At 37.4% G+C, this 25492-nt stretch carries 23 protein-coding genes and 3 pseudogenes; 25 read left to right on the top strand and 1 reads right to left on the bottom strand.

All coding sequences use genetic code 11. The features are described from left to right. Positions 1 to 25: 25 nt before the first annotated feature. From B5E58_RS08915 to B5E58_RS08890, 6 genes and pseudogenes are all read left to right on the top strand, one after another. Positions 26 to 1273 (top strand): annotated as a pseudogene (locus B5E58_RS08915) (VirD4-like conjugal transfer protein, CD1115 family); the annotation flags it as partial. Positions 1274 to 1351: 78 nt separating this feature from the next. Continuing rightward, a complete protein-coding gene (locus B5E58_RS08910) occupies positions 1352 to 1774 on the top strand; it encodes a hypothetical protein (protein ID WP_088109327.1) in 423 nt (140 codons plus the stop codon). Positions 1775 to 1880: 106 nt separating this feature from the next. Continuing rightward, the gene (locus B5E58_RS08905; RefSeq protein WP_088109326.1) at positions 1881 to 2039 is read left to right on the top strand and encodes a Maff2 family mobile element protein; all 159 of its coding nucleotides are present in this window, start codon (positions 1881 to 1883) and stop codon (positions 2037 to 2039) included. A gap of 138 nt (positions 2040 to 2177) precedes the next feature. Continuing rightward, complete coding sequence (locus B5E58_RS08900; RefSeq protein WP_075877045.1) at positions 2178 to 2447, top strand: helix-turn-helix domain-containing protein; 270 nt, start codon at positions 2178 to 2180, stop codon at positions 2445 to 2447. Further along, on the top strand, positions 2407 to 2784 hold the full coding sequence (locus tag B5E58_RS08895; protein WP_075877044.1) for a TnpV protein: 378 nt from the start codon (positions 2407 to 2409) through the stop codon (positions 2782 to 2784). Before B5E58_RS08900 ends, B5E58_RS08895 begins: the two co-directional genes overlap by 41 nt. 51 nt (positions 2785 to 2835) lie before the next feature. Then, positions 2836 to 3327, top strand: coding sequence for a nucleotidyltransferase domain-containing protein (locus tag B5E58_RS08890; protein ID WP_009266803.1), 492 nt, complete (start codon positions 2836 to 2838; stop codon positions 3325 to 3327). A gap of 117 nt (positions 3328 to 3444) precedes the next feature. On the opposite strand, the gene B5E58_RS08885 is transcribed toward B5E58_RS08890, so the two are convergent. Further along, positions 3445 to 4251: a helix-turn-helix domain-containing protein gene (locus tag B5E58_RS08885; protein ID WP_075877043.1), complete on the bottom strand. Its 807-nt coding sequence runs from the start codon at positions 4249 to 4251 to the stop codon at positions 3445 to 3447. 483 nt (positions 4252 to 4734) lie between these two features. On the opposite strand from B5E58_RS08885, the gene B5E58_RS08875 reads away from it, so the two are divergent. The 19 genes and pseudogenes from B5E58_RS08875 to B5E58_RS08775 all read left to right on the top strand — a co-directional run bounded on the left by B5E58_RS08875 (position 4735) and on the right by B5E58_RS08775 (position 25436). Further along, the gene (locus B5E58_RS08875; RefSeq protein WP_020989947.1) at positions 4735 to 4923 is read left to right on the top strand and encodes a hypothetical protein; all 189 of its coding nucleotides are present in this window, start codon (positions 4735 to 4737) and stop codon (positions 4921 to 4923) included. Further along, positions 4920 to 5261, top strand: a complete 342-nt coding sequence (locus B5E58_RS08870) for a DeoR family transcriptional regulator (protein WP_003020305.1) — start codon at positions 4920 to 4922, stop codon at positions 5259 to 5261. Before B5E58_RS08875 ends, B5E58_RS08870 begins: the two co-directional genes overlap by 4 nt. Then, positions 5254 to 5550, top strand: a complete 297-nt coding sequence (locus B5E58_RS08865) for a DUF3847 domain-containing protein (RefSeq protein WP_009296086.1) — start codon at positions 5254 to 5256, stop codon at positions 5548 to 5550. The genes B5E58_RS08870 and B5E58_RS08865 overlap by 8 nt, the downstream gene beginning before the upstream one ends. A 296-nt stretch (positions 5551 to 5846) precedes the next feature. Then, entirely contained in the window at positions 5847 to 6392 is a 546-nt protein-coding gene (locus B5E58_RS08855; RefSeq protein WP_088109324.1) for an AAA family ATPase, read from the top strand. Between the two features lie 205 nt (positions 6393 to 6597). After that, positions 6598 to 8193 (top strand): MobQ family relaxase, encoded by a 1596-nt coding sequence (mobQ, locus tag B5E58_RS08850; RefSeq protein ID WP_088109323.1) that lies wholly within the window; start codon positions 6598 to 6600, stop codon positions 8191 to 8193. Between the two features lie 63 nt (positions 8194 to 8256). Beyond that, entirely contained in the window at positions 8257 to 8898 is a 642-nt protein-coding gene (locus B5E58_RS08845) for a CHC2 zinc finger domain-containing protein (protein WP_088109322.1), read from the top strand. Positions 8899 to 8911: 13 nt separating this feature from the next. After that, a complete protein-coding gene (locus B5E58_RS08840) occupies positions 8912 to 10204 on the top strand; it encodes a virulence-associated E family protein (RefSeq protein ID WP_088109321.1) in 1293 nt (430 codons plus the stop codon). A 241-nt stretch (positions 10205 to 10445) separates the two neighbouring features. After that, a complete protein-coding gene (locus B5E58_RS08830; RefSeq protein WP_015536493.1) occupies positions 10446 to 10643 on the top strand; it encodes a hypothetical protein in 198 nt (65 codons plus the stop codon). Between the two features lie 6 nt (positions 10644 to 10649). After that, positions 10650 to 12314 carry a recombinase family protein gene (locus tag B5E58_RS08825; protein ID WP_088109320.1) on the top strand — a complete coding sequence of 555 codons (1665 nt, stop codon included), beginning with the start codon at positions 10650 to 10652 and terminating at the stop codon, positions 12312 to 12314. Between the two features lie 89 nt (positions 12315 to 12403). Then, positions 12404 to 12487: pseudogene (locus B5E58_RS08820) on the top strand (Maff2 family mobile element protein); the annotation flags it as partial. Positions 12488 to 12500: 13 nt separating this feature from the next. Beyond that, positions 12501 to 13370 carry a VirB6/TrbL-like conjugal transfer protein, CD1112 family gene (locus tag B5E58_RS08815; RefSeq protein ID WP_088109319.1) on the top strand — a complete coding sequence of 290 codons (870 nt, stop codon included), beginning with the start codon at positions 12501 to 12503 and terminating at the stop codon, positions 13368 to 13370. A 54-nt stretch (positions 13371 to 13424) separates the two neighbouring features. Next, positions 13425 to 13808 (top strand): PrgI family protein, encoded by a 384-nt coding sequence (locus B5E58_RS08810; protein WP_088109318.1) that lies wholly within the window; start codon positions 13425 to 13427, stop codon positions 13806 to 13808. A gap of 31 nt (positions 13809 to 13839) precedes the next feature. Then, positions 13840 to 16085, top strand: a pseudogene (locus B5E58_RS08805) (VirB4-like conjugal transfer ATPase, CD1110 family). Between the two features lie 14 nt (positions 16086 to 16099). Continuing rightward, a complete protein-coding gene (locus tag B5E58_RS08800; protein WP_088109317.1) occupies positions 16100 to 16669 on the top strand; it encodes a hypothetical protein in 570 nt (189 codons plus the stop codon). Next, positions 16648 to 17865 (top strand): CHAP domain-containing protein, encoded by a 1218-nt coding sequence (locus B5E58_RS08795; protein ID WP_088109316.1) that lies wholly within the window; start codon positions 16648 to 16650, stop codon positions 17863 to 17865. The genes B5E58_RS08800 and B5E58_RS08795 overlap by 22 nt, the downstream gene beginning before the upstream one ends. A gap of 10 nt (positions 17866 to 17875) precedes the next feature. Continuing rightward, positions 17876 to 18121: a DUF4315 family protein gene (locus B5E58_RS08790; protein WP_088109315.1), complete on the top strand. Its 246-nt coding sequence runs from the start codon at positions 17876 to 17878 to the stop codon at positions 18119 to 18121. Further along, on the top strand, positions 18114 to 18722 hold the full coding sequence (locus tag B5E58_RS08785; protein WP_088109314.1) for a DUF4366 domain-containing protein: 609 nt from the start codon (positions 18114 to 18116) through the stop codon (positions 18720 to 18722). Before B5E58_RS08790 ends, B5E58_RS08785 begins: the two co-directional genes overlap by 8 nt. A gap of 22 nt (positions 18723 to 18744) precedes the next feature. Next, a complete protein-coding gene (locus B5E58_RS08780; RefSeq protein ID WP_088109313.1) occupies positions 18745 to 25104 on the top strand; it encodes an SNF2-related protein in 6360 nt (2119 codons plus the stop codon). Further along, positions 25101 to 25436 (top strand): plasmid mobilization protein, encoded by a 336-nt coding sequence (locus B5E58_RS08775; protein ID WP_242956636.1) that lies wholly within the window; start codon positions 25101 to 25103, stop codon positions 25434 to 25436. The genes B5E58_RS08780 and B5E58_RS08775 overlap by 4 nt, the downstream gene beginning before the upstream one ends. Positions 25437 to 25492 lie beyond the last annotated feature (56 nt).

The raw sequence follows: 25492 nt of genomic DNA, 5'->3' as shown, positions 1-25492 counted from the left end.
CTTTTTTCTTGTTCCTTATTGACAAAACCCGAAAGGTACTGTAATAAATGAATGTGGGAAATTATTACAACTTAAAGGCTATAAAATTAAAATACTTAATACAATAAATTTCAAAAAATCTATGCATTACAATCCATTTTCATATATAAAAAGTGAAAAAGATATTTTAAAACTTGTCAATGTTCTGATAGCAAACACAAAAGGTGATGGAAAGACTGGTGAAGATTTTTGGATTAAAGCTGAAACTCTTCTTTATACAGCATTGATAGGATATATATACTTTGAAGCTCCTGAAAATGAACAAAATTTTTCAACACTCATTGAATTTATAAATGCAATGGAAGTACGTGAAGATGATGAAGATTTTAAAAATCCAGTTGACATTATGTTTGATGTTCTTGAAGCTAAAAATCCTGAACATTTCGCAGTTAGGCAATATAAAAAATATAAACTTGCTGCTGGAAAAACAGCAAAAAGTATACTTATATCCTGTGGTGCTAGATTAGCTCCCTTTGATATTAAAGAACTTCGTGAATTAACTTCTTATGATGAAATGGAACTTGATACTTTAGGAGATAAAAAAACAGCTTTATTTTTTATAATAAGTGATACTGATGATACATTTAATTTTATTGTATCAATGGCATATACTCAGCTTTTTAATCTTTTATGTGATAAAGCTGATGATGTATACGGTGGAAGGTTGCCAGTTCATGTAAGATGTTTAATAGATGAGTGTGCAAACATTGGTCAAATACCAAAATTAGAAAAACTTATGGCAACAATTCGTTCAAGAGAAATATCAGCTTGTATTTTTTTACAAGCACAAAGTCAACTTAAAGCAATATATAAGGATAACGCTGAAACAATTATAGGAAACTGTGACAGTATGGTTTTTCTTGGTGGTAAGGAAAAAACTACTTTAAAAGATGTTTCAGAAAGTTTAGGAAAAGAAACCATTGATATGTTTAATACTTCTGATACCCATGGAAATCAAAGAAGTTATGGAATAAACTATCAAAAACTTGGAAAAGAACTTATGTCTATTGATGAACTTGCTGTTATGGACGGAAATAAATGTATATTACAACTTAGAGGTGTACGCCCTTTTCTTTCAGAAAAATATGATATTACAAAACACCCAAACTATAAATATTTATCCGATTTTGATATAAAAAATACTTTTGATATAGAAAAATATCTATCCACAAAACTAAAAATTAATGATAATGATATTTATGATATATATGAAATAGACCTTACAGATTACTGATATCCTTAAATATTGTTAATAATAAGTAGCTTTGTTATAATTTTATAAAATCACTTTATTATTATGGAGGTCAATATAATGAATGTTGTTTATAAATATCAATCTACAATACCATACAGCTTGCATGATATGTTTGTATCTAAAATAGAATTTATAGATAATAATATAAAATTCTATTTTGAAAATGGATACATAGAATTAAAAGAACCTTATAAACAAGTTGACGGAAATATTATAATTGAAGATTTTGATTTAGATTTTTCTTGTGTATACTTTTTAAGTGAAAATGGACAATATGGCGATTTTAAAGGAAAAAAGATGGAGTTTTTAGACTTTATCAAAAACTATAATAATTTTTATTTTGAAGTGTTAAATGAAATGTATGGATATAACCAAGTTAATTATTCAGGTTATTTATCACTTCCTGATAAAGAAAATTTAATTGATATATGTATTTCAATATACTATAAGGGCAATATAATTTATGAATTAAAAGACTAATCTATAAATATTAAGTAATAAAAATAATAAAAAGCTGGAAAAGAAAATCACTCTTTTTCAGCTTTTTTATTTATAAAAAAATATAATTTTAAAGGAGAATGATACTATGGAATTTTTTAACTCAACAATTGATGTATTGCAGACACTCGTTGTCGCTCTTGGAGCTGGTCTAGGCATTTGGGGTGGAATTAATCTCTTAGAAGGATATGGAAACGACAATCCCGGTGCAAAATCACAAGGCATGAAACAGCTTATGGCTAATTAGATGTAATAAAAAAGCGAAGAAAGGGAAAACACAATCCAGACGGAACCGGCGGTGCGGTCAAGAAATATTGTGGAAACGCAAGATTTCTGCTATAATGGGTGCAGAACACTTGACGATGGAAAGAGGGACGGGAAGCCTATGAACATCAGCTATCAGCCATTATGGAACACCCTGAAAGAGCGTGGCATGAGAAAAGAGGACTTGCGGCTTGCCGCCGGTCTGACAACCAACATGATTGCCAACATGGGCAAGGGCGAGCATATCAGTATGAAAACGCTGCTGCGTATCTGCGAAGCCCTGAATTGTGAGATTACCGATGTGATTGAGTTAGTATCAGACGAGCCTGCTTCCACAGGAGGTAAGGAACATGAGCGAATTGAAACCAAGAATAACAGAAAACAGAATTGACTATATCCTTGTCGGAGATTACTACATCCCGGATTTGAAACTTCCGGAAGAACACCGCCCCATCGGAAAGTATGGACGGATGCACCGGGAATATTTAAGAGAAGTCCACCCATCCAGATTGAATACATTGATACTGACCGGAGAATTGTGGACATATCTTGTAGACATGAACGAACAGGCACAGGAACGGTCAGACACTATCATGGAACAGCTGAAAGCTGCCGAGGGCGTGACAGAGGAATTAAAGCGTACCTGTCAAATGGAATGGGTGCAGCGTTGCAATAACATTCACAACCGGGCAGAAGAAATTGTTTTGCATGAGATGATTTATTCATAACGGTATGGTAGAATGATTATTACAAATTAGAAGTTGTAAAGGAGACTTTGTATGGGTAGAAAAGAAATAACAACAAAAGAAGATTTAATGAAAGTAATAGAATTATTCGAAAATACTGGAATTACATACTGGTTGGATGGCGGATGGGGTGTAGATATTTTAGCTGGTAAACAAACAAGAATTCATAGAGATATAGATATAAATTTTGATGCTCAACATACGGAAAAATTGTTAAATGTGCTTTTGAATCTGGGCTATAAAATTGATACAGACTGGAAACCGGTTAGAATAGAGTTATATAGTGATGAACTTGGTTACTTAGACATTCACCCGTTCGTTTTAAATGAGGACGGAACTTCAAAACAAGCTGATTTAGAGGGTGGCTGGTATGAGTTTGAAAAAGATTACTTTGGTAGTGCTTTTTTTGAAGGAAAAACAATTCCTTGTATATCCTTAAAAGGTCAAAGAGTTTTCCACTCAGGTTATGAATTAAGAGATAAAGATAAGCATGATATTTCAATTCTTGAAAGTTTATCAAAATAACATTGCTGTAATTTCTAAGATAAATTCCACTTTATCGCTTTGAAATTTTAACTGAATAACCACAGCACAAACCGCTTCTACATGGGAGCCAACAAACCATGCAACAGCGGTTTTTCCTTACCTTTTTTTCCTCTGGCTGATAGGCGTTCCCATTTTCTTTGATTTTTTGAGAATCCGAATCAGCCAGCGAAATTCTTCGTCTGACAGATTTTTATAGTTGATGCCGAGCTGCTTGCAGTAAAGGACAACCAACTTTTCATCCCGGCTGCCCTTGAAATTTTCGACCGCTTCCAGATTTTCTTTCAGTTCATCGGCAACAGTGGTCTGGGGCGCACTCTCACTGTCCTTTTTGTGGGCTTCCCGAATATCACGGATAATCCGGTTGAGGTCATCCAGAACCATGTGGCTGAAATACTCATCATCGCTGATATGGGCAGCTTGCAGCACCTTCAAATGCGGGTCATCTTCGCCGGGGCGATACCGTTCAATGATTTCATGCCGGACGGTATCGACAAGGGCGTTGAGGTTTTGAATCTGCATGGTGGCAATCCCGTCCACATAAATCTCAATATCTGCAAGAAACTTGATAAAATCTTTATGTGTGGCAAGCTCACAGAGCAGACGGTTGTTAATCCGACCGCTTTTCAGAAGTGCGACCATCTCATCATTCAAATGCAGCTCCGTCAATGGCGTGTTGATCTGCTCCCTGTTCTCTGTCCGGCACAGCAGATAATCAACGGAAACTCCATAGAAGTCTGCCAGCGCGATAAGGTTGCCATGATTGATTTCCTTATAATCCTCTTTTTCATAACTTCCAAGAGCTGATTTGGAAATACCCGTCAACTCTGATAATTCTTCCAGATTTAAGCCTTTGTCCTTGCGGAGTTCCCAAAGGCGTTCCTGTATGCTTGTCGCTCCTTTCATGGGCACACGCTCCTTTCCGGCGGTTTGATTGCTGCCGCTTAACTGGATTATATCACACTTTCCGCAATCGTGGAAATTTCTGATTTTTACCCTTAATTCCTACTTTGTGGACATACGGCACAGGGTACAAAAATGTTCTATGATACAGGTAGTTCATCGATGGATTATTCCAATCGAATGACCAGCCTGTGTGGGATATGCTTCCCCGGCGATGTAGTGCCATGACTTTTGGCAGGGATGTGGAGGAATCCTGACCAAAACGAGCGTACCAAAGGGAGCAATACGCCGCTGTGAGATTCAGGGGAGGAACGACACCAGGGAGAACTGGCGAACTGACACCGAAATGATACCGAAACACGACAATCTGATAGGGGGATAGTCTACCCTATCGCTGATACTTCGGGAGATTTTAAGCGGCTCTATGACCGTAATTTTGCCGAAAAGCGCCCCGAAACCATACACTAAAACGGGAGGAAGCGCAATATGCCGAGAATGAGCAAAAAGAGGAAGTATGAGCTTTCCTTTTACCTCAATGACCGGGGGCGTGTCACTTACAACGAATTATGCCGGAAATGCCAGCATGGGTGCAAGCAGAGCTTCCGGGCGGTTGTGATTGACTGCCCCCGTTATTTATCCAAACGAGCAAAGAAAAAGGAGGAACACACAGAATGAATTTTGAATTTATGACGATAGACACACCATTGCCGCCATGTATGCCATTTCCCAGAGCGTTGACAGGGTTTCCAGTTAGCAGCACCGCAAAGGTTATGTACTGCCGGATGTTGGACGCTATGCTCTCCAAAGGGCAGGAGGACGAGAACGGAATCCTGTTTGTTTGCTTCCCTGTTACAGCCATTGCCGCAGTCCTGTCCCGCAGCCCCATGACGGTCAAGCGTTCTTTGAATGAACTGGAAACCGCCGGACTTATCATGCGGGTGCGTCAGGGCGTGGGAGAACCGAATAGGATTTATGTGCTGATACCGGGAAAGGAGGACGCCGCCCTTGCCTGATACCTCAAAGCTGGAAAAGCTCAACCGGGAGCTGGAGAAAAGCGAAAAGAAACTGCGGAAAGCTATCAATGATGAAAAGGCATTGCAGCACCAGTTAAAGCAGCTTACCCGAAAGGAACGGACACACCGGCTCTGTACCCGTGGCGGTATGCTGGAAAGTTTTCTGCAAGAGCCGGAACGCCTGACAGATGATGATGTCATGCTGTTGTTGAAACTCATTTTTCACAGACAGGACACGCAGGAACTATTGAAAAAAATGCTGGAACGGGAGAAGCCGGAAACCCCTTAGTTTACTAAGGGCGCAATTATACACCACCCAGAGGTTGGTGCATTGCGTTCTCCGAAGGCTCCTCGCCGGAGGGCTGTGATTTTCCGCAGTCATGGTCTGCTTCAAATCAAACAGGGGACGCTACGCTTCCCCTGCGCTGGCTGCCGCCAGCTACCCTTTTGTGGACTTGCCATCTGGGGACACCTTGCATTGCAAGCTGTTCCCAGCCGACAAGTTTCATAAAATATGCTATCTTTTCGATAGCCAATGAAGTATAATGAAGATGACAACAAATCGGAATTTGAGGGGATAAATAAATGGAAAAAGGAAGAATTGTTATAGTCGCCGGAGCACCTGGAACAGGAAAAAGCACAGTATCAGCAATCATTGCTGAAGAATCTGATATGGAAAAATCTGTGTATATGCATACCGACGATTTTTATCATTATCTTAGAAAGGGAGCAATTCCTCCCCATTTACCGGAATCAAACGAACAAAACTTGATTGTAATAGAGGCTTTTTTAGAATCAGCAAAGCGTTTTGCCCGTGGTGGATACGATGTAATTGTAGACGGTATTATCGGCCCGTGGTTTTTAAAGCCGTGGTTAAAAATTGTGCAAGAGGGTTATGAAGTACACTATATCGTTTTGAGAGCTAATAAAGAAGAGACCATGAGAAGAGCGATTAACCGCTCAAAATTAGACAGGAAGACTAACATTGAATTAGTTGAGGTAATGTGGGAGCAATTCCATGATCTTGAAACATACGAAGTGAATGTTATAGACACAACAAACCTGTCCGTTAAAGATACAGTTTTGAAAGTAAAAGAAAGAATTACAACCAGAACCGCATTACTTCATTAGATTTTTTCAAAGAAGGCATACAAATCCCAGTTTGTCAGCTTCACATCGGGTCAACTTGCCCCGAACTTTTACAACTAAATACCAGCCGCCCACACAGCGGCACACCGAGCAGGAAATCTGAAAAAGGTCTCCTGCTTTTTTTCTGCCCAAAATGAGGTGGTAAAACGCCACCCCATCCACCAATTACCGAAAGGAGGGACACGAAATGCCCTGTCCACACAACGAAATCACGATTGTGCAGCGCAGCCAGCGACAGTCTGCGGTTGCCGCCGCTGCTTACCAGAGTGGCGAAAAGCTGTTCTGTGAATACGACCAGCAAGTGAAGCACTACCCGGAAAAGCGTGGTATCGTCCATAATGAAATCCTGCTCCCGGCAAATGCCCCACGGTCATATGCAGACCGCAATACCTTATGGAACGCCGCCGAAGCGGTGGAAAAACAATGGAACTCCCAGCTTGCAAGGCGGTGGGTGCTTACCATCCCAAGAGAGATACCGCCCGACCAGTACGCTGTCCTTGTCCGGGAGTTTTGCCAGCAGCAGTTTGTTTCAAAAGGCATGATTGCTGACTTTGCCATCCATGACCCCCATCCGCCGGGACACAATCCCCACGCCCATGTCCTGTTGACTATGAGAGCAATGGACGAACATGGGAAATGGCTTCCCAAGAGCCGCAAGGTTTATGACCTTGACGAAAACGGGGAACGGATAAAACTTCCGTCCGGCAGATGGAAAAGCCACAAGGAGGATACGGTTGACTGGAACGACCAGAAATATTGTGAAATCTGGCGGCATGAGTGGGAAGTCATCCAGAACCGCTATCTGGAAGCCAATGACCGCCCGGAGCGTGTGGACTTGCGTTCCTATGCCAGACAGGGGCTTGATAAAATCCCCACTATCCACATGGGGCCAGCGGTCAGCCAGATGGAGAAACGAGGGATACAGACCAACATCGGCAACCTAAACAGGGACATTACCGCCGCCAACCGGCTCATGCAGTCGATCCGTCAGATAGTGCGCCACCTGAAAGGCTGGATCGCAGACCTGAAGGAGAAAAAAGCCGTCCTGCTGGAAGCCTTGCAGGAAGCGAAGGAACCCACCCTGCCGGAGCTGCTGGGCAAATATCTGGATTTGCGCCGGGAGGAGCGCACCGGCTGGACGAGCAAAGGCCAGCTCAAAGGCACTGTAAATGACTTCAATAAGGTTATGGATGCCATTCGCTATCTGCGGGAAAAGGAGCTGTCCACCGTGGAGAGTTTGGACGCCTATCTGGATACCGTCAGCGAGCAGGCCGTTTTCATCCGGGCAGAGATGAAGCCGAAGGAAAAGCGCATGAAGGAGATCGACACCCTGCTTTCCCATATCGCCAACTTTGAAGCCCACAAGCCGGTTCATGCGGAATATGCCGCCATCCGGTTTAAGAAGCCAAAGGAACAGTTTGCCGCCGCCCATCGGGACGAGCTGGACGCCTACAATGCCGCTGTCCGCTATTTCAAGGTGCATTTGGAGGGAACCAAGTACAGCACCAAGAAATTGAACGAGGAACGGACGCAGCTTGCCGGAGAAGTGGCCGAGTACAGGGAACGCCTGTCGGCGGTGCAGGAGGATGTAAAAATTCTCCGGGATGTGCGCCACTGGCTCAATCAGGTGCTTCCGTCCGAGCAGTACCGCCAGACCGCCGAGCCGGGTAAGAAACCGTCCATCCAGCAGGCAGTCAAAGGCCGGGCGCAGCGTATCCGGGAGGAACAGGCCGAGAAACGCCAGCAGCCCCGCACAGAGAAAAAACAGGATATGGAACTTTAACAGGCGCTTGCCATTTTCTTTTCGAGAATGACAGGCGCTTTTCTTATTTTCAGGAGGATTTAGTTGAATGTATTTGAAGCTGTCAAGCAGTCTGTTACCACCCGGCAGGCTGCCGAGCATTTCGGAATCCGGGTGGGCCGGAACGGGATGTGCGTCTGTCCCTTCCATGCCGACAAAAACCCAAGCATGAAGGTTGACCGGCGCTTTCACTGTTTCGGCTGTCAGGCAGACGGGGATGTGATCGACTTTGTTTCCCGTCTGGAAGCTGTCAGCCCCAAGGAAGCCGCCCTTATGCTGGCGCAGGCGTTTTCCGTCCCCTATGAGGACAAGGAGCTGCCCCACAGGAACCAGAGGACGCCCCGACAGGAACCCCCCGAACAGCGGTTCCGCCGCATGGAGCGTTACTGCTTCCGGGTGCTGTGCGACTACCGAAACCTGCTGCGCCGCTGGAAACAGGACTATGCCCCCAAGACGCCAGACGAGGACTTCCACCCGCTGTTTGTGGAAGCCCTGCAAAAGCAGGACTATGTGGATTATCTGCTGGATGTGCTGCTCTCCCCGGACATGGAGGAACGGGCAGCCCTTATCATTGATTGTGGAAAGGAAGTGAGCAATCTTGAAAGACGAATGGCAGAGCTTGCCGCCGGAGATACGGCAGGCCGCAGAACAGACCATACAAGAAGCACCGCCGCCCCGGAGCGTTGAGGAAGTCAAAGCCATGCTGGAAAGCACCGAGAAAGGGGGCGTCCGCAACAGTATCCGAAACTGCCTGACCGTCTTTCAGAATGACCCGCTGCTTTCCGGGGCAATCGCAAAAAATCTGCTGACCGAGCGAACCGACATCATCAAGCCCATCGGCTACCACCGTACCGGCACCGCCATCACGGACACGGACATGAATTATCTGCTCCTGTATCTGGAAGAAACCTATGGGCTGACCAGCGAAAAGAAGATTGCCGCCGCCATCGGGATCGTTGCCAACGAAAATGGCTATCACCCCATCCGGGACTACCTGAACGGCCTGACCTGGGACGGAACCGAGCGTATTTGTACCTGCCTACACCACTTTTTAGGAGCCGACAGCGACCAGTACACCTATGAAGCCCTGCGGCTGTTCCTGCTGGGAGCCATCCACCGGGCATTTCGTCCCGGCTGCAAGTTTGAGGTCATGCTCTGTCTGGTGGGCGGTCAGGGAGCCGGAAAATCCACCTTTTTCCGGCTGCTGGCCGTGAAAGACGAGTGGTTTTCCGATGACCTTCGCAAGCTGGACGATGACAATGTGTACCGCAAGCTGCAAGGCCACTGGATTATCGAGATGTCGGAGATGATCGCCACCGCAAACGCCAAGAGCATTGAGGAAATCAAGTCTTTTTTGAGCCGACAGAAGGAGGTCTATAAAATCCCATACGAAACCCACCCGGAGGACAGGCTGCGGCAATGCGTGTTTGGCGGCACTTCCAACGCCCTTGACTTCCTGCTCCTTGACCGTTCCGGCAACCGGCGCTTCCTGCCGGTCATGGTGTACCCGGAACAGGCGGAAGTTCATATTTTGGACGATGAAGCCGCTTCCAGAGCCTACATGGAGCAGCTATGGGCGGAAGCCATGACCATTTACCGCAGCGGGGATTTTAAGTTGTCTTTTAGCCCCGAAATGGTGCGCTATCTCAAAGAACACCAGCGGGATTTCATGCCGGAGGACACCAAAGCCGGGATGATCCAAGCCTACCTTGACCGCTATACCGGCAGCATGGTGTGTTCCAAGCAGCTTTTCCGGGAAGCCCTGAACCACCCCTTTGACGAGCCAAAACAATGGGAAATCCGGGAGGTCAACGACATTATGAACCATTGTGTCACAGGCTGGCACTACTTTTCCAATCCCCGGATGTTCCCGGAATACGGCAGGCAAAAGGGCTGGGAGCGTGAAACCCCGGCAACGGATAGCAGCAACGGAGCCGAAAAAATCCCGGAGGGATTTGTGGAGGTCACAGAACAGATGGAGCTTCCTTTCTGAAAATCCCACCCCGTTGCCGACTTTGTTGCACTCCCGTTGCCGGGCTGGTTGCCGGGGAAAGCCCCATAACTGCGGGCTTTTTCCCCTATCAGCAACCAAAGCAACAGAAAAATAAAAGAAAATATAAATTGTAACCAAACCGCCAGACAGAGATGGTTTTGAGGTTTTTTGAAGCCCGTTGCCGGACTTCGTTGCCGACCTTCTCCTTGTCTGGCTATTCTATTATGGAGGATAACTGCCTATGGCAAAAACGAAAACAGAGATTCATGTTACCACAGTTTTTGATGGCGAACTGGACGCAGCGGATGTCTTTGTGAGCCTGATTGCCCAAAAATATGGGCAGAATACCGGCAAGGAAAATCTTGCGAAAACACAAGATTTAGGATATAATAAAGACGAGGTTCAGAAGAACCGTGTTCCGTCTGGATTGTGCGGGTAAACGGTTATGATGAACGGATACGAATACACAGGCATGGACGCAATTCTGGCGGGCAGCTTCCGGGCGGCCATCTATTGCAGGCTTTCCAAAGACGATGACCTTGACGGGGAGAGCGCCAGTATTGCCAACCAGCGAGATATGCTGGAAAGCTACTGCGAAAAGCAGGGATGGGAGGTTGTGGCAGTCTATCAGGACGATGGCTACACGGGGCTGAACATGGAGCGCCCCGACCTGAAACGGATGTTAAAGGCCATCGAGCGCAGGCAGATAAATCTTGTGATAACGAAAGATTTATCGAGATTAGGCCGAAACTACTTGCAGACCGGCACACTGATCGAGGACTTCTTCCCCCGTCACGGCGTCCGCTATATCGCCATGAATGACGGTATCGACACCATGCGGGACAACAACGACATTGCGCCGTTTAAGAACATCCTGAACGAGATGTACAGCAAGGATATTTCCAAGAAGGTACATTCCTCGTATCTTCTGAAAGCCCAGCAAGGCCAGTTTACCGGCTGTGTGGCTCCCTTTGGGTATCGGAAAGACCCGGAGGACAAAAACCACCTGCTGGTGGACGAGGAAACCGCCCCTATTGTCCGGCAAATCTTCCTTTGGGCGCTGGAAGGACACGGCCCCAACTTCATCCGGCGCAGGCTGGAAGAACAGAAAGTGCCTTGCCCGACATGGTGGAACCGGGAACGGGGCTTCCGCAATGTCCGCACCAAATGGGAAAAGAAAGACCCGGAAAACGGGCGGTATATGTGGGACTTCTCCGTGATAAAAGACATCTTGATGAATCCCGTTTATACCGGGGCGATAGCTTCCCAAAAGAAGGACTACCGCTTCAAAATCGGCACCATTGGCGAGAAGAAGCCGCAGGACTGGATCGTGGTGGAGGAACGGCACGAACCGTTGATTGACGGCAAAAGTTTTGCCATCGTGCAGGACAAGCTGAAATCCCGCCAGCGCCCCCGGCAGGACGGGGAAACCAGCCTGTTTGCCGGGCTTATCAAGTGCGGCGAGTGCGGCAAGTCGCTGACCATCCGCACCACCCACGCCAAGCACCCGCAGCAGATTTATGCCTGTAAGACCTATGGGGCGTTCGGCAAGAACCACTGTTCCCAGCACCGGGTAGAGTACGACACCCTTTACTACCTTGTCCTGAACAAAATCCGGGAGTGCGCCAAGGCTGCCCTGACCGATGGGGAAGCCATTGCCGGGAAGCTGACCAACACCTGCGAAGCCGAACAGAAAGGCCAGCGGGAAGCGTTGGAGCGTTCCCTGACAAAAGACGAGGAACGGATTGAGGTTCTGGAAAAGATGGTGCTGCGGCTCTATGAGGACATGGTTGCCGGGCGGATCAGCGAAGCCAACTTCAATCTCATGCTGGACAAGACGCAGAAAGAACAGGCCGAGTTGAAAGAACGGGTTGCACAGGGGCGCAAGAAACTGGCTGATGAAATGCGGCTGGCAATGGACGCCAAACAATGGGTGGACGCCATTCAGGAATATGCCGACATCACGGAGCTGGACGCAGCCACCCTAAACCGCCTGATTAAAGAAATCGTTGTCCATGAACACATCGACAGCGATAAGACACGACACATTTCTATCGAAATTCACTTCAATCTCAAACCCATCCCGGAGGTGGAACAGGTCAAAGGATGACCTGTTCCCGCCGGGGCGGTTCTAAAACAATTCCATATATTTTTTGACACGCCGCCGCCCGCCATCGAGCAAAGTTTTACTCCTAATTAGGGATAAAACAACTTATGGCTGGAGGTGGTGTCGCCCTTATAGGTATGACTCTTGTTCCTCTTCTCTCTGGATTATTTGGATAAAAGGTAATATATTATGCAAAGTATACTGGAAAGCATTACAAAATGGCTTAAAGAACTACTGATTACCGGAATTACTGGAAATTTTTCTGGTTTATTTGATAATGTAAATCAGAAAGTTGGTGAAATAGCTAATGATGTTGGAAGAACACCTTCACAGTGGAACAGCAGTATTTTTTCAATGATACAATCATTATCAGAGAATATAATAATACCTATTGCAGGTATTATTTTAACTTTTATTATGTGTTATGAGCTTATACAAATGATTACAGAAAAAAATAATCTACATGATATAGATACATTTATATTTTTTAAATGGATATTTAAAACTTTTGTTTCTGTAATAATAATAACAAACACTTTTAATATAATTATGGGTGTTTTTGATATGGCTCAACATGTTGTATCCCAATCATCAGAAATAATAACAAGTCAAACAAGCATTGATATTTCTACTGTAATATCTGACTTGGAAACGAAACTTGAAGAAATGGAACTGGGTATTCTTATAGGACTATGGTTGCAAAGTTTTTTTATAAATTTTACAATGCATATTCTTTCAATATGTATTTTTATTGTTATATATGGTCGTATTATAGAAATATACTTAATGACATCACTTGGACCTATACCCTTCTCCACTATGGCAAATCGTGAATGGGGAACTATGGGACAAAATTACATAAGAGCATTATTTGCTATTGGATTTCAAGGGTTTCTTATTATGGTATGTGTAGGAATTTACTCAGTACTTGTTCATTCAATATCAATCAGTGATGATACTATATCATCAGTATGGACTTGTATGGGATATACTGTTCTTCTCTGTTTTAGCTTATTTAAAACTGGTACATTATCAAAAAGTATATTTAATGCCCATTAATTAAACTCACGCCTGTCTTTTGGCAAGCGTTTTTATTTTTTAAGGAGGTTTTTTATGGCATATGTACAGATACCAAAAGATTTAAGCAAAGTAAAGACAAAAGTTATATTCAATCTTACAAAAAGACAACTTATATGTTTTTCTTCTGCTCTCATTATAGGAATTCCTATATTTATATTACTTAAAAATAGTATAGGTATAACTTCATCAACATTTATAATGATTTTTTCAATGATGCCTTTCTTTTTAATTGCAATGTATGAAAAACATGGTCAACCTTTAGAAGTAATATTAAAACATTATATATATGCTCGTTTTATAAATCCAAAAATAAGACCTTACAAAACTAATAACTTTTATACAGTTATGATAAAACAATACGAAATTGATAAAGAAGTTAGCAATATTGTTAGAAACAGAAAATCTCTAAAAAAATAATATACCAGATAATATAAGGAGGTTAAAAATATTGTCAGAAAGTAATAACAAAATAAAATTAACAAGAAAAGAAAAACAAAAATTAAATACAATTATTTATAAAGCAAAATATAAAAACAAAAAAGAAAAATCCGCTCAAGATACTATACCATATATATCTATGTATCCTGATGGTATATGTCATGTTAAAGATAATTTTTATACAAAAACAATGGCTTTTCAAGATATAAACTATCAACTAGCTCAAAATGAAGATAAAACAGCTATATTTGAAAGTTGGTGCGATTTCTTAAACTACTTTGACAGTTCAATAAAATTTCAATTTTCTTTTGTTAATATGAAAGCTGATTCAAATAAATACAAAAAAAGTATTGAAATAAAATCTCAAAAAGATGACTTTGACAGTATTCGCAAAGAATATACAGAAATGCTATATAATCAGCTTTTAAAAGGAAATAATGGTTTAACAAAAACAAAATATCTAACCTTTGGACTTAATGCTGATAATATAAAAACTGCAAAATTAAGACTAGAAAGAATTGAAAATGATTTATGGAATAGTTTTAAGAGACTTGGAGTTTATTCAGAAACTTTAAATGGTAAAGAACGTTTAAAACTTATACACGATATTATTAGAATGGACGGAAGTGAACCTTTTATATTTCAGTGGAACCAACTTGCAAATTCTGGATTATCAACTAAAGATTTTGTTGCTCCCTCTTCCTTTGAATTTAGTGATGGAAGAACATTCAAAACAGGAACAAAATATGGTGCTGTATCTTTTCTTCAAATACTAGCACCAGAACTCAACGATAGAATATTAGCTGATTTTCTCGATATAGAAAATAGTTTAGTAGTAACAATGCACTTACAATCTGTTGACCAGACAAAAGCAGTTAAAACAATTAAAAGAAAAATAACTGATTTAGATAAAATGAAAATAGAAGAACAGAAAAAAGCTGTCCGTTCAGGTTATGATATTGATATTATTCCCTCTGACCTTGCCACATACGGTTTAGAAGCAAAAAAACTTCTTTCTGATTTACAAAGTCGCAACGAAAGACTTTTTGTTATGACATTTACTATTGTAAATACAGCAGATACAAAAAAGGAACTTCAAACAGCTATTATGCAAACATCTGGAATAGCACAAAAACATAATTGTATGCTTGTTCGTCTTGATTTTCAGCAAGAACAAGGCTTTATGTCTGCTCTCCCTATTGGTCTTAACACAATAGAGATACAAAGAAGTCTTACAACTTCAGCCACAGCTATTTTTGTTCCCTTTACAACTCAAGAACTTTTTCAGACTGAAGGAGAACCTCTTTATTATGGTCTAAATGCTCTCTCAAATAATCTTATAATGATAGACAGAAAAAAATTAAAAAAGGTCAAGTAATAAAGATATCTCCATTAAGTAATCAGTATATCAATCCTATGGATATTAATCTAAATTATTCTGAGGAAGATAACCCTTTAGCTTTAAAAAGTGATTTCATACTTTCTTTATGCGAGCTTATTGCTGGAGGAAAGGAAGGTTTACTTCCTGTTGAAAAAAGTATAATAGATAGATGTGTAAATATGATTTATACAGATTATTTATCAGACCCAAAGCCTGAAAAAATGCCAATTCTCAGTGACCTATATAATGCTTTGGAAAAACAAGAAGAAAAAGAAGCAAGCCATATAAGAGCAGCTCTTGAAATTTATGTGAAAGGCTCTCTAAATATTTTTAATCATCGCACTAATGTTGATATAAATAATAGACTTGTATGTTTCGATATAAAAGAACTGGGAAAACAACTAAAAAAATTAGGAATGTTAATTGTTCAAGACCAAGTCTGGAACAGAGTAACTACAAATCGTGCTGAAAAAAAGTCAACTCGTTACTACGTTGATGAATTTCATCTTCTTTTAAAGGAAGAACAGACAGCTAACTATTCTGTTGAAATATGGAAACGTTTTAGAAAATGGGGAGGCATACCAACGGGTATAACCCAAAATTTAAAAGACCTTTTATGTTCAAGAGAAATTGAAAATATATTTGAAAATTCTGATTTTATATATATACTCAATCAGGCAGCAGGAGACAGACAAATTCTTGCAAAACAACTTAATATATCACCTCATCAGCTTTCATATGTAACACATTCTGGAGAAGGTGAAGGTTTACTTTTTTATGGAAATGTTATATTGCCATTTATTGATAAATTCCCTAAAGATACTGAACTTTATCGTATTATGACAACAAAACTTTCTGAAGCATCAACCCAATAATAAGGAGGTGTTTTATGTCTGTAAAGAACAAAAGATATTATAATTCTTTTAGAAAAATATCTCCCCTTAAATTCACAGAAGAAGAAAGAAAGGACTCTACACTTTCAAAAGATATAGAAAAAATAGAAAAGAAATATGATAAACTTAATAAAAAACACTCTAAAATTCCCAAAAAGAAAACAGCTAAAATAAATCATTACTTTGACTTGAACACAGGTACAAATAAAGTACGCCTTTATTTTGAAGAAACCGAAAAACAAAAACCCAATTCAAAAATTTACACTAATGTCAAATCAATACCAAAAAGATTTTTCAGAAACAAAATAAACAATGAACTATCAAAATATGAAAAAGATAATACAGCTCTGGAAGCTACAACCACATCAGAAAAAATTATTGAAACCACATCAAAGCATACAAAAAATACATTTCATTCCCATTCTCTTAGACAATATAAAAATTTTGAAAAAGCTGAAAAAGAAACTATAAAAGCCGAAATAGATTATATTTATAAAAAAGATATAAAAAAAATCCCTCAAAATATTAAAATCCTATTTCTAAAATGTATCAAAAAAGGGCTTTAAAGAAAAAATATATGGCTTATCGTTATGGAAATCAAGGAGAAAATACAAACAAAAATATAATAATAAACTCTATATCAAATTTTAAAAATGCTACCCTAAGACTTTCTAAATGTATTATAAATAATAAAAAATTACTTCTAATATCAATATTTCTAATTTTTATTATTTTATTTGTTAGTAGCATTATATCTTCTTGTTCAATTATATTTAAAGGAGGTATTAATAGCATAATAAGTACATCTTACACTTCAGAAGATGAAGATATAATAGCAACAGATAACGCTTATACAATACTTGAAAATAAACTAAAAGAGCGTATTGACAATATAAAAACAGAATATCCTGGATATGATGAATATCGTTTTGATGTTGATGTTATAGGACATAATCCCCACGAATTAGCCTCATATCTTACAGCACTTCTCCATTACTATAAAAAAAGTCAAGTTAAAGAAGAATTACAACGTCTTTTTGATTGTCAATATAAACTGACAATAACAAAAACTGTTGAAGTGCGATACAGAACAAAAAGAAAAACTGATAATAACGGTAATTCATATAGTGTTAGAGTTCCCTACAATTATTATATATTAAATATAAAACTTGATAATTTTTCAATATCTAAAGCCGCTGAAAATTTTCTTACAGATGAACAGTTTGAAATGTACACTGTATATCTTGAGACAAAGGGAAATAAACCTTTAATTTTTGGTGGTGGAACATCAGATTTATCACCTTCAACAGATTTGAGTGGTGTAATATTTGAGTCTGGTTCCCGTGAAGGCAATATTGATATTGTAAATATTGCTCTTTCTCAAGAAGGCAATTTAGGTGGTGAACCTTATTGGTCTTGGTATGGTTTTAAAAGTCGTGTTGAATGGTGTGCTTGTTTCGTTTCTTGGTGTATTAATCAAGCTGGATATAGCGAACCAAAATTTGCAGCTTGTCATGCTCAAGGTATCCCACAGTTTAAATCAATGGGACAATGGGTTCAAGGAAATTATAACTCCCCTGCTCCCGGAGATATTATATTTTTTGACTGGGAAAATGACGGTCATTCTGACCATGTAGGCATAGTTATTGGAACAGATGGCGAAAAAGTCTACACTGTTGAAGGAAATAGCGGTGATGTGTGCCGTGTCAGAAGTTATGATATTAATAGCAATGTTATTTTTGGATATGGTTTAATGAATTAAGGAGGATTATATGAATAATAAGATAAGAAAAATTTGTACACAGATAAATAAAATAAAATTTAAAATTGAAGAAGAGCAAAAAAAACTTAATGACTTGGAAAAACAAAAAATGGAGCTTGAAAATATGGAAATAGTACAAATAGTTAGAAGCACAAAAATGAATACATCAGAACTTTCTACTTTTTTAAAAACATATAAAAATTCTAAAGTATTACCGCCAATCACATATAAACAGGAGGAAAACAGTAATGATTAATATTAAAAAATTAATGTTTTTAACACTATTATTTTCAATATTGATTTCAAAAAATATTTTTGCTGATAATAAACAATATTCCATTACTCCTGAGGGAAATCTTACACTTATTGATGATATTGAAGAAATAGAAACAACTAACAGAGAATTTATAACATTACAATCTAAAAATGGCAATTACTTTTATATTGTCATTGATAGAACAACCGACAAAGACAATGTATATTTTCTTAATCTTGTTGATGAAGGAGACCTTTTATCTCTCATTGATGATAAATCAATAATTGAAGAATATAATAAAAAATGTTCCTGTCAAGAAAAATGTACTGATAAAAACAAAGATAAAAACTGTTCTGTCTGCATTGATGATATTAATAAATGTGAAGGCTTAGAAAAAATTGTTGAAGAACAAAAACCTCAAGAAGAGCCTAAAAATAATAAAATAAGTCCAATACCTATTATAGCATTTCCAATAATATTACTTTTTGTTGGGATTGCTATTTTTTATTTTAAGTTTATAAAATATAAAACTCCAAAGGATAATAGAAAAAGCACTCTTGAGGAATATGATTTTGATGAAGATGATGAAGAAAACAATTAATTTTAAATAAAGGAGGTATTATATGAACCCAAAATTTCAAATGTATTCTGAACTTTCAGAAAAAATACAATCTGAAATAATCAGAAACTTTGAAAACTGGACTGGATTTCTAAATACAGTCAGTCGTTTATACAAATATTCTTACTACGACCAAATTATGATTTATGCTCAACGTCCTGATGCAAAGGCTTGTGCTGAATATAGTCTTTGGAATAGAAGAATGAACAGATATATAAAATATGGCTCAAAAGGTATAGCATTAATAGATACAAGAAGCTATGTTCCAAAATTAAGATATGTTTTTGATATTTCTGATACGGGCGAGAGAAAAAAATCTCTCTCCCCTTATTTTTGGGAAATTAACGAATACAACAAAAATTCTGTAATAGATATGTTAAATAATGAATATGACACTGATAAAAACAATCTTCCAGACCTTTTTTACAACATTGCAAATATTATTTCAAAAGATTATTATGATAATAACAGAGAAGATATATATAACATTACACAAAACAGTTTTCTTTCTGAATATGACAATGAAAATATAAAAATATCTTTTGAAAATGCCCTTTCATCAAGTCTTTACTATGTTTTTATGAAAAGATGCGGATTTGATACTGAAGAATATTTTGACAACGATGATTTCAGAAATGTTTTTGAATTTAATACAGCTGAGGCAACTTGTCTTCTCGGTACAGCAATAAGTGAACAATCGGAGAAAATATTAAGAAAAATAGCTATTACAGTTTATAAATCAGAACAAGAAAGGAGAAAAAACTATGATAGAAATAACTTACTCAATGAAAGGTCGTTACATGATACCAAATATAACAGCAGAGAAAACAGAAACAACATTTCCGGGGAAATATGGCAGAATGAGAATGGACTATCTGAAAAATCACAGGAAAACTCTATTCAATATATTAGTTCTGAAAGGGAAAATTTACAGCCATATAATGGAAATAGACAAGACAGCCACAGAACGCTTAAATCAAATAATGGAAGAATTACAGAAAACACAAATACCACCAAGCAAAATGAAAAATCAAAGAGAGTGGATAGCTCACATGAACAATCTAAAATCTCAGGCGGAAGAAATAGTTTTGACAGAGCTAATTTACAGTTAAATCTTTTTACACATAAGGAACCGGATAATATATCCGGTTCTTTATCTTTTTTTGAGAAAGAAATTGAAAACGAAATACTTTCTGGAACAGGAACTGAAAATGGTAAAAATCGCATATATGACTTTTATAAATCAATGCCCTCAGAAGAGTCTGCAATACAATTTATAAAAAATGAATATGGAATTTATGGACATAGTCATACATTTTCTGACAATACAAAAGGGTTTATTGAATATAAACCTTCTCTTGGAATGTGTATTCATAACTATGACAATAATTATGCTAAAACTATAAACTGGCAAACAATAGAAAAATATATAGCTAAATTTATAAAAGAAAACAGATATATTGATAATACAATTAATAAAATTACTGAAACTGTGCCAGAAGATATTAAAAAAGATACTGTTAAAACTGATATATATGATAATTTTGTTATAACAGATGACTATTCCGAAGATAGAAGTAAAAAAGAGAAATTTCAAGAAAATATAAATGCAATAAATGTTTTAAAAACTATTGAAAATGAAAAACGTTATCCCTCAAAAGAAGAACAAATTATACTATCAAAGTATAATGGTTGGGGAGGTTTGGCAGACGCCTTTGACTCTAACAATAGTAGTTGGTCTAAACAATATGAAGAACTTAAAAATATACTTGATGAAAATGAATATGAGAACGCCTTAGCTTCAACACTAAATGCCCATTACACAGACCCTTTTATAATAAAATCTATTTATAAAGCTATTGAAAACATGGGATTTGAAAAAGGAAATATTCTTGAACCTGCTTGTGGTACAGGGCGTTTTTTTGGAATGCTTCCTGAAAGTATGAATAAATCAAATCTCTATGGAGCAGAACTTGACAGTATAACAGGAAGAATAGCAAAATATCTTTATCCAAAGGCAGATATTCAAATTAAAGGCTTTGAAAAAACAGATTTTCCTGATAATTTTTTTGATTTATGTATAGGAAATGTCCCTTTTGGCAATTACAAACTTACAGAAAAAAGATATGATAAATACAACTTCCTTATACATGACCATTTTTTTGCAAAAGCTATTGACAAAGTTCGTTCTGGAGGAATTATAGCTTTTATAACATCAAAAGGTACCTTAGATAAACAAAATACAAGTGTAAGAAAATATATTTCCCAAAGAGCGGAACTTCTTGGAGCTATAAGACTTCCTAACAATGCATTTTCCAAAAATGCCGGTACTGAAGTTACAAGTGATATTATATTTCTCCAAAAAAGAGAACAATTAATTGATGATGAAAAAGACTGGATAAATATAGGACAAACACATGATGGTATACCTATAAATATGTACTTTGAAAAACACCCTGAAATGATACTTGGCAAAATGGAAATGAAAAGCGGACCTTTTGGACAGGAAAGTGTATGTGTTCCAATACCAGATAAAAGCCTATCTCAACAACTGGAAGAAGCTATCAAAAATATTAAAGGTTTTATAGAACCTATTGAAATTCCAAATATTGAAAATGATATGGAAGTATATATTCCAGCAGACTCAAATGTAAAAAATTTTTCTTATACAATAATAGATGGAGATGTTTTTTATCGTGAAAACTCAGTAATGATAAAACAAGATATAAATCAAACTGTAAAGGAAAGAATAAAAGGTCTTGTTGAACTTCGTGATTGTGTAAATAAACTTATATATTATCAATTAGAAGATTATAGCGATGAGATAATCAAAGAACAACAAACAAAGTTAAATAATATTTATGATACTTTTACATCTAAATACGGTCTTATAAATAGTCGTGGAAATAGTAATGCCTTTAGTGATGATAGCTCCTATTATCTATTATGCTCCCTTGAGGATATTGATGAAAAAGGAAAATTAAAATCAAAGGCTGATATGTTTACAAAACGCACAATTAAAAAGCATACACCTTTATTGTCAGCTGATACAGCCAGCGAGGCTTTAGCTCTTTCAATATCAGAGAAAGCCTGCGTTGATATTGAATATATGATTAACCTTACAGGTCTTTCAAAAGAACAAATTGTACAGGATTTACAGGGAGTTATATTTAAAATTCCTATAATTGATAATACAAAAGAAAGTGAACATTATGTTACAGCCGATGAATATTTATCGGGAAATGTACGTGAGAAACTACAAAAGGCTAAAACTGCCCTTATTAATGACTCTTCTTATGAAATAAATGTAAAAGCTCTTGAAAAGGCACAGCCAAAAGACCTTGACGCTTCTGAAATAGATGTACGTCTTGGTGCAACTTGGATTAATAAAGATTATATACAACAATTTATGCATGAAGTATTTTCAACACCTTATGCATACAAAAAACATATTGAAGTTAAATATTGCCCCTTTACAGCGGAATGGAATATAACAAATAAAAATTCTATTAGTAGCAATGATGTTGCTTCATATGTAACTTATGGAACAGATAGAGCTAATGCATATAAAATATTGGAGGACTCTTTAAATTTAAGAGATGTAAGAATATATGATACAGTTACAGACATAGACGGTAAAGAACATAGAGTTTTAAATAAAGATGCCACTACCCTTGCCCAAGAAAAACAACAACTTATTAAAAATGAATTTCGTGATTGGATTTTTAAAAACTCTGAAAGACGACATACATTAGTTAAAAAATATAATGAAATTTTCAATTCAATTAGACCTCGTGAGTATGACGGAAGCCATATAAATTTTGGTGGTATTAATCCTGAAATATCACTAAGACCACATCAAATAAATGCAATAGCCCATATTCTTTATGGTGGAAACACCCTTCTTGCCCATGAAGTTGGAGCTGGAAAAACTTTTGAGATGATAGCGGCAGCAATGGAAAGTAAAAGACTGGGATTGTGCAATAAATCATTGTTTGCTGTACCAAACCATTTGACAGAACAGTGGGCAGGAGAATTTTTAAGACTATACCCTTCAGCTAATATACTTGTTGCTACAAAAAAAGATTTTGAAACAAAAAACAGAAAAAAGTTTTGTGCCAGAATAGCCACAGGAGAATTTGACGCAGTTATAATAGGTCACAGCCAATTTGAACGTATTCCCGTTTCTTTTGAACGCCAACAAAATTTTATTAAAGAACAGATAAATGAAATAGTTGAAGGTATTAAGGACTTAAAATTTAAAGACGGAGAGTATTTTACTGTAAAACAACTTGAAAGAACTAAAAAAAGTCTTGAAGAAAAACTTAAAAAACTTGAGGCAACAGAAAGAAAAGATGATGTTGTAACTTTTGAACAGCTGGGTGTTGATAGACTTTTTGTAGATGAAGCACACAGTTATAAAAATTTATTTCATTATACAAAAATGAGAAATGTAGCAGGACTTTCAACATCAGATGCCCAAAAATCCAGTGATATGTTTTTAAAGTGTAGATATATGGACGAACTGACAGGAGGAAAAGGAATAATTTTCGCCACTGGTACTCCTGTGTCTAACTCTATGACAGAACTTTACACAATGCAGAGATATTTGCAATATAACACATTAAAACAAAATGGTCTTGCACATTTTGATTGTTGGGCTAGTACATTTGGTGAAACTGTAACAGCAATAGAGCTTGCTCCTGAGGGTACAGGATATAGAGCAAGAACACGTTTTGCTAAATTTTTTAATCTTCCTGAGCTTATGAATATGTTTAAAGAAATAGCCGATATAAAAACTTCTGACCAATTAAACCTCCCTACTCCCAAAGCAATATATCATAATATAGCTGTGAAACCAACAGAAATACAGAAAGAAATAGTTGAAGATTTATCAAAACGAGCCAATGAAGTTCACTTAAATAAAGTTGACTCATCAATAGACAATATGCTAAAAATAACATCAGACGGTAGAAAACTTGGACTTGACCAACGTATTATAAACCCTATGTTGCCTGATGATGAAAATAGCAAAGTAAATATCTGTGTTAATAATATATATAAAATATGGGAGGAAGGAAAAGACGAAAAACTTACACAACTTGTTTTTTGCGACATATCAACACCAAATAAAAAGCATAATTCTTTTAATATATATGATGATATAAAAAATAAACTTGTTAAAAAAGGAGTTCCTGCCAATGAAGTGGCATTTATACATAATGCTGAAACAGAATTTCAAAAGAAAGAGTTATTTTCAAAAGTCAGAAATGGAAATGTTCGTGTGTTAATAGGAAGTACACAGAAATGCGGTGCAGGAATGAATGTACAAGATAGACTAATTGCCCTTCATGATATAGATTGTCCTTGGCGTCCGGGAGACCTTGTTCAAAGAAGCGGAAGAATTATAAGACAAGGCAATAAAAACAAGGAAGTTCATATTTTTAGGTATGTTACAGAGTCGACATTTGATGCCTATCTATGGCAAACTGTTGAAAATAAACAGAAATTTATATCACAGATTATGACCTCAAAAAGCCCTGTACGCTCTTGTGAGGATATTGATGAGTCAGCCCTTTCCTATGCTGAAATAAAGGCTCTCTGTGCCGGAAATCCTAAAATTAGAGAGAAAATGGATTTAGACATTGAAGTTTCAAAACTTAGACTTTTAAAGGCTAATCATTTAAGCAATCAATACCGATTAGAAGATAAACTTTTAAGATATTTCCCTGAAAATAAAGAAAAAACAAAGGTTTTAATAAAGGAATTAAAAAAAGATATTGAAACTTTTAATAAAAATACATTGCCTGAGGGTAAATTTTCTCCAATGACAATAAACAATATAGTATATGATGACAAAGAAAAAGCGGGAAATTCACTTCTTGAAATGTGTTCTCAAATAAAAAACAGTAATCCTATTGAAATAGGAAACTATAAAGGATTTTCTATGTATATATCCTATGATGTATTTTGTGATGAATTAAAACTCACTCTTAAAGGTTCTGTAAGTCACAATGTAAATTTAGGTACAGACTCAAGAGGAAATATAACTCGTATTGATAATGTACTATCCTCACTGCCTAAAAGACTACAAGAAACAGAAGAAAAACTTGAAAATCTTATAAAACAGGAAAACTCTACAAAATTGGAAATTAGAAAAGTTTTCCCTAAAGAACAGGAATTGAAAGAGAAATCAGCAAGACTTTCAGCTTTAAATCTAGAATTAAACATGGATACAAAAGAAGATATTGAAACAAATCAGCAGAAAAATAAACCTTCAGTTATTGAAGCACTAAAAAAATCTAGCAATATTGTAAAAGAACCTAAAAGTATAAATATAAAATCTAAGGAGGTATTATTGTGAATGGAAGGAAAAGAAAATCCCAAATACATTTCAGAGTATCTGAGTATGAACGCTCTATTATTATTGAAAAAATGAATGAAGTCGGTATATTAAATATGGGGACATTCCTTCGTAAAATGGCTTTAGAAGGATATATAATCCATATTGATTTATCTGATATAAGAGAGCTTTTAAGACTTCTTAGACGTGTTTCTAATAACTTAAATCAATTTACAAAGCGTGCCCATGAAACTGGAAATATTTATATTGATGATATAAATTACTTAAATACACAGTTTAAAATTTTATGTAAAAATTCAAACGATATTCTTATAAGACTATCTTCTCTATAAATTTATAAAACCAATACCGGAAGCCTTTTAAATTGTTGGCTTTCGGTATTTTTTTA

This window comes from Tyzzerella sp. An114 (genome assembly GCF_002161055.1).
Taxonomy (GTDB): domain Bacteria; phylum Bacillota; class Clostridia; order Lachnospirales; family Anaerotignaceae; genus Fimicola; species Fimicola cottocaccae.
The sequence above is the reverse complement of the archived record's forward strand: the minus strand, read 5'-3'. Positions and strand labels throughout refer to the sequence as shown.

What these genes read in the sequence shown, in the direction of transcription:
- B5E58_RS08905 (WP_088109326.1), top strand. Translation starts at nt 1,881, where the DNA reads ATGGAATTTTTTAACTCAACAATTGATGTATTGCAGACACTCGTTGTC.
- B5E58_RS08910 (WP_088109327.1), top strand. Translation starts at nt 1,352, where the DNA reads ATGAATGTTGTTTATAAATATCAATCTACAATACCATACAGCTTGCAT.
- B5E58_RS08815 (WP_088109319.1), top strand. Translation starts at nt 12,501, where the DNA reads ATGCAAAGTATACTGGAAAGCATTACAAAATGGCTTAAAGAACTACTG.
- B5E58_RS08825 (WP_088109320.1), top strand. Translation starts at nt 10,650, where the DNA reads ATGATGAACGGATACGAATACACAGGCATGGACGCAATTCTGGCGGGC.
- B5E58_RS08830 (WP_015536493.1), top strand. Translation starts at nt 10,446, where the DNA reads ATGGCAAAAACGAAAACAGAGATTCATGTTACCACAGTTTTTGATGGC.
- B5E58_RS08895 (WP_075877044.1), top strand. Translation starts at nt 2,407, where the DNA reads ATGAGCGAATTGAAACCAAGAATAACAGAAAACAGAATTGACTATATC.
- B5E58_RS08875 (WP_020989947.1), top strand. Translation starts at nt 4,735, where the DNA reads ATGCCGAGAATGAGCAAAAAGAGGAAGTATGAGCTTTCCTTTTACCTC.
- B5E58_RS08900 (WP_075877045.1), top strand. Translation starts at nt 2,178, where the DNA reads ATGAACATCAGCTATCAGCCATTATGGAACACCCTGAAAGAGCGTGGC.
- B5E58_RS08795 (WP_088109316.1), top strand. Translation starts at nt 16,648, where the DNA reads ATGTATCAAAAAAGGGCTTTAAAGAAAAAATATATGGCTTATCGTTAT.
- B5E58_RS08890 (WP_009266803.1), top strand. Translation starts at nt 2,836, where the DNA reads ATGGGTAGAAAAGAAATAACAACAAAAGAAGATTTAATGAAAGTAATA.
- mobQ (WP_088109323.1), top strand. Translation starts at nt 6,598, where the DNA reads ATGCCCTGTCCACACAACGAAATCACGATTGTGCAGCGCAGCCAGCGA.
- B5E58_RS08870 (WP_003020305.1), top strand. Translation starts at nt 4,920, where the DNA reads ATGAATTTTGAATTTATGACGATAGACACACCATTGCCGCCATGTATG.
- B5E58_RS08810 (WP_088109318.1), top strand. Translation starts at nt 13,425, where the DNA reads ATGGCATATGTACAGATACCAAAAGATTTAAGCAAAGTAAAGACAAAA.
- B5E58_RS08790 (WP_088109315.1), top strand. Translation starts at nt 17,876, where the DNA reads ATGAATAATAAGATAAGAAAAATTTGTACACAGATAAATAAAATAAAA.
- B5E58_RS08855 (WP_088109324.1), top strand. Translation starts at nt 5,847, where the DNA reads ATGGAAAAAGGAAGAATTGTTATAGTCGCCGGAGCACCTGGAACAGGA.
- B5E58_RS08785 (WP_088109314.1), top strand. Translation starts at nt 18,114, where the DNA reads ATGATTAATATTAAAAAATTAATGTTTTTAACACTATTATTTTCAATA.
- B5E58_RS08885 (WP_075877043.1), bottom strand. Translation starts at nt 4,251, where the DNA reads ATGAAAGGAGCGACAAGCATACAGGAACGCCTTTGGGAACTCCGCAAG.
- B5E58_RS08800 (WP_088109317.1), top strand. Translation starts at nt 16,100, where the DNA reads ATGTCTGTAAAGAACAAAAGATATTATAATTCTTTTAGAAAAATATCT.
- B5E58_RS08840 (WP_088109321.1), top strand. Translation starts at nt 8,912, where the DNA reads ATGCTGGAAAGCACCGAGAAAGGGGGCGTCCGCAACAGTATCCGAAAC.
- B5E58_RS08780 (WP_088109313.1), top strand. Translation starts at nt 18,745, where the DNA reads ATGAACCCAAAATTTCAAATGTATTCTGAACTTTCAGAAAAAATACAA.